This is a genomic window from Cobetia sp. (assembly GCF_983723665.1).
The window spans coordinates 55,188-57,629 of record NZ_CFDJES010000004.1 but is presented as its reverse complement, the minus strand read 5'-3'; the positions used below and the strand labels follow the sequence as shown (position 1 = coordinate 57,629).

At 60.5% G+C, this 2,442-nt stretch carries 3 protein-coding genes; all 3 read right to left on the bottom strand.

The annotated features are described in order from the left end of the window. Window positions 1–700 (bottom strand): chaperonin GroEL (gene groEL, locus AC4FAH_RS01150; RefSeq protein ID WP_490245564.1); only part of this gene is annotated, 700 nt, incomplete at its 3' end. Window positions 701–757: 57 nt separating this feature from the next. After that, window positions 758–1,051 (bottom strand): co-chaperone GroES, encoded by a 294-nt coding sequence (locus AC4FAH_RS01145; protein WP_043331438.1) that lies wholly within the window; start codon window positions 1,049–1,051, stop codon window positions 758–760. A gap of 643 nt (window positions 1,052–1,694) precedes the next feature. After that, the gene (locus AC4FAH_RS01140; protein ID WP_216061314.1) at window positions 1,695–2,258 is read right to left on the bottom strand and encodes an FxsA family protein; all 564 of its coding nucleotides are present in this window, start codon (window positions 2,256–2,258) and stop codon (window positions 1,695–1,697) included. Window positions 2,259–2,442 lie beyond the last annotated feature (184 nt).

The window sequence follows — 2,442 nt, the reverse complement described above, 5'->3', positions numbered from 1 at the left end:
GCAGTTCGCGGATGTTGGAGATCTTCTTGTCGACCAGCAGGATGTACGGGTCTTCGAGTTCGACCGCCATGGTGTCCTGGTTGGTGACGAAGTAAGGAGACAGGTAACCGCGATCGAACTGCATGCCTTCGACCACTTCCAGCTCGTCTTCGAAGCCGCGACCTTCATCGACGGTGATGACGCCTTCCTTGCCGACCTTCTCCATCGCTTCCGCGATGATCTCGCCGATGCGAGAGTCGCCATTGGCGGAGATGGTGCCGACCTGGGCGATGGCCTTGGTATCGGTGCACGGCACGGACAGCTCACGCACGGCCTTGACGGCTTCGATGACAGCCTTGTCGATGCCGCGCTTCAGGTCCATCGGGTTCATGCCCGCGGTCACGCCTTTCAGGCCTTCGTTGACGATGGACTGAGCCAGCACGGTGGCGGTGGTGGTGCCGTCGCCAGCCACGTCAGAAGTCTTGGAAGCGACTTCCTTGACCATCTGGGCGCCCATGTTCTCGAAGCGGTCCTTCAGCTCGATTTCCTTGGCGACGGAAACGCCGTCCTTGGTGACGGTCGGAGCGCCGAAGGATTTTTCCAGTACCACGTTACGGCCTTTCGGGCCGAGGGTAGTCTTGACCGCGTCGGCCAGGACATTGACACCACGCGCCATGCGCTTGCGTGCATCATCGGAGAAACGAACGTCTTTTGCAGCCATGTTTATCTCTACCTTTAATCAGTAAGTCGAAGCGTTGGAACCCGAAAAAGCTGAAACTCAGCCTTCCACCACGGCGAGGATGTCGCTCTCGCTCATGATCAGCACCTCTTCGCCGTCGATTTTCTGCTTCTCGACGCCGTAGCCATCCTTGAAGATCACGGTATCGCCGACTTTCACGTCCAGCGGGCGAACTTCACCGTTTTCGAGGATGCGACCGTTGCCGGCAGCGAGAATCTCGCCACGGGTCGGCTTTTCCTGGGCGCTGCCGGGCAGAACGATGCCACCTGCAGTCTTCTGTTCTTCTTCCACGCGACGAACCACGACGCGATCGTGCAAGGGACGAATGTTCATTGCTCACGTTCTCCTGATGGTAAATCCCGCCAGCTCCCGTTCTTTGTCGGTGAGTCTGGCGTTCAATGGGGTTGCCTACCGAGTGTTGGGCCCCGCCGCTGGGGGCGTGGCCGTTATCCATTGCACCGCTTTTATGGTGGCGGGGGGACAGCTTTCAAGTAGGCGATCATAAAAAAATTTCAAATCGGCGCATCTTGTGCGTCGCATGAAAGCTACGCGCCCTGGGTGCAGCCTGTCTTCCGCAAGGTTCCGCTAGATGAATCAACGGCTTGAGTGTATCCGAGCCGTTCACCGTTGGCATATAGCTGGCAGCCTCCAGACGGTGTCCATTGGTACAAGACGCCAGTGGGTGGGCAGAGGCCAGGGTGAGCCTTGTTGCAAGGCGCAAGGGTTCGGTCGGGCAGCTCACAGAGCGCGACTCCGGTCAGTGACAGGCATTGGCGCTGGGGCTGGCCAGTGCAGGACAGGAGAGAGCAGGACAGGAGAGAGCAGGACAGCGTGATGGAGCCTGTGAAGCAAGATATCACGAATCAAAAAGGCCCGGCACTGGTGTTCCAGTGCCGGGCCCATCGCTTTCAAACATGACTTTCAAACATGGTTCTCAAGCAGACGATTGCGCGTGGTGCTTGTGCGTGAGAAGGCGCTAGAGGCGCGGCTCGTCACGGCTGATGTAATCGCCTTCCAGCGGCTCGCCGGTCTGCTGGCTGCTGCCTTGCTGCCCTGCATGGTTGCCGCTGGCGTGCTGCTGATCGCCATCGCTGCGTGATGCGCTGTCAGCACGGGCGTCGGCTTCCCAGTCACCCGTGCGGGTGCTGCGCGAGGTTCCCGCAGCCGAGAAGCGCCCCTTGAAGAAGCGCGCGATCGCGCCATTGCCGCTCAGGCCGCGCGTTAACAGTCCCCGTGAGGCGGGGAGCAGGCACAGCAGGCCGAAGGCGTCAGACAGAAAGCCCGGCGCCATCAACAGGGCACCGCCGAAGATGAGCGCCGCGCCTTCCATCAGCTCGCCGGAAGGCATCTCGCCACGTTGCAGGCGTTCCTGGGCGCGCATCAGTGTCGCGCGACCTTCGCGGCGAATCAGATGCAGGCCGACGGCGCCGGTGATCAGCACCAGCGCCAGGGTCGGCAGCAGGCCGATCTGGCTGCCAAGACTGAACAGCACCACGAAATCCAATAACCCGAACAGGGTAATCACTAACAGTATGGGCATCGTCTCTCCCGAAGCAGGTAAATGGCAGGTTGCGCCAATGCGTCAAGGGTAAACCAGCCGCCGGATGGGGAACAGTCGAATCGGGCTCATGAACGGGCCATGATCCGCTGATGAGCCGCTGATGGTCGGCGGCGTGGATGGCTGGCGCTGCAGGAGTAGCGGTGCCATGCTGAACGATGTTGCA

Bases quoted from the DNA above. Each gene is read 5' to 3' on its own strand.
- AC4FAH_RS01145 (WP_043331438.1), bottom strand. From the start codon at position 1,051: ATGAACATTCGTCCCTTGCACGATCGCGTCGTGGTTCGTCGCGTGGAA.
- AC4FAH_RS01140 (WP_216061314.1), bottom strand. From the start codon at position 2,258: ATGCCCATACTGTTAGTGATTACCCTGTTCGGGTTATTGGATTTCGTG.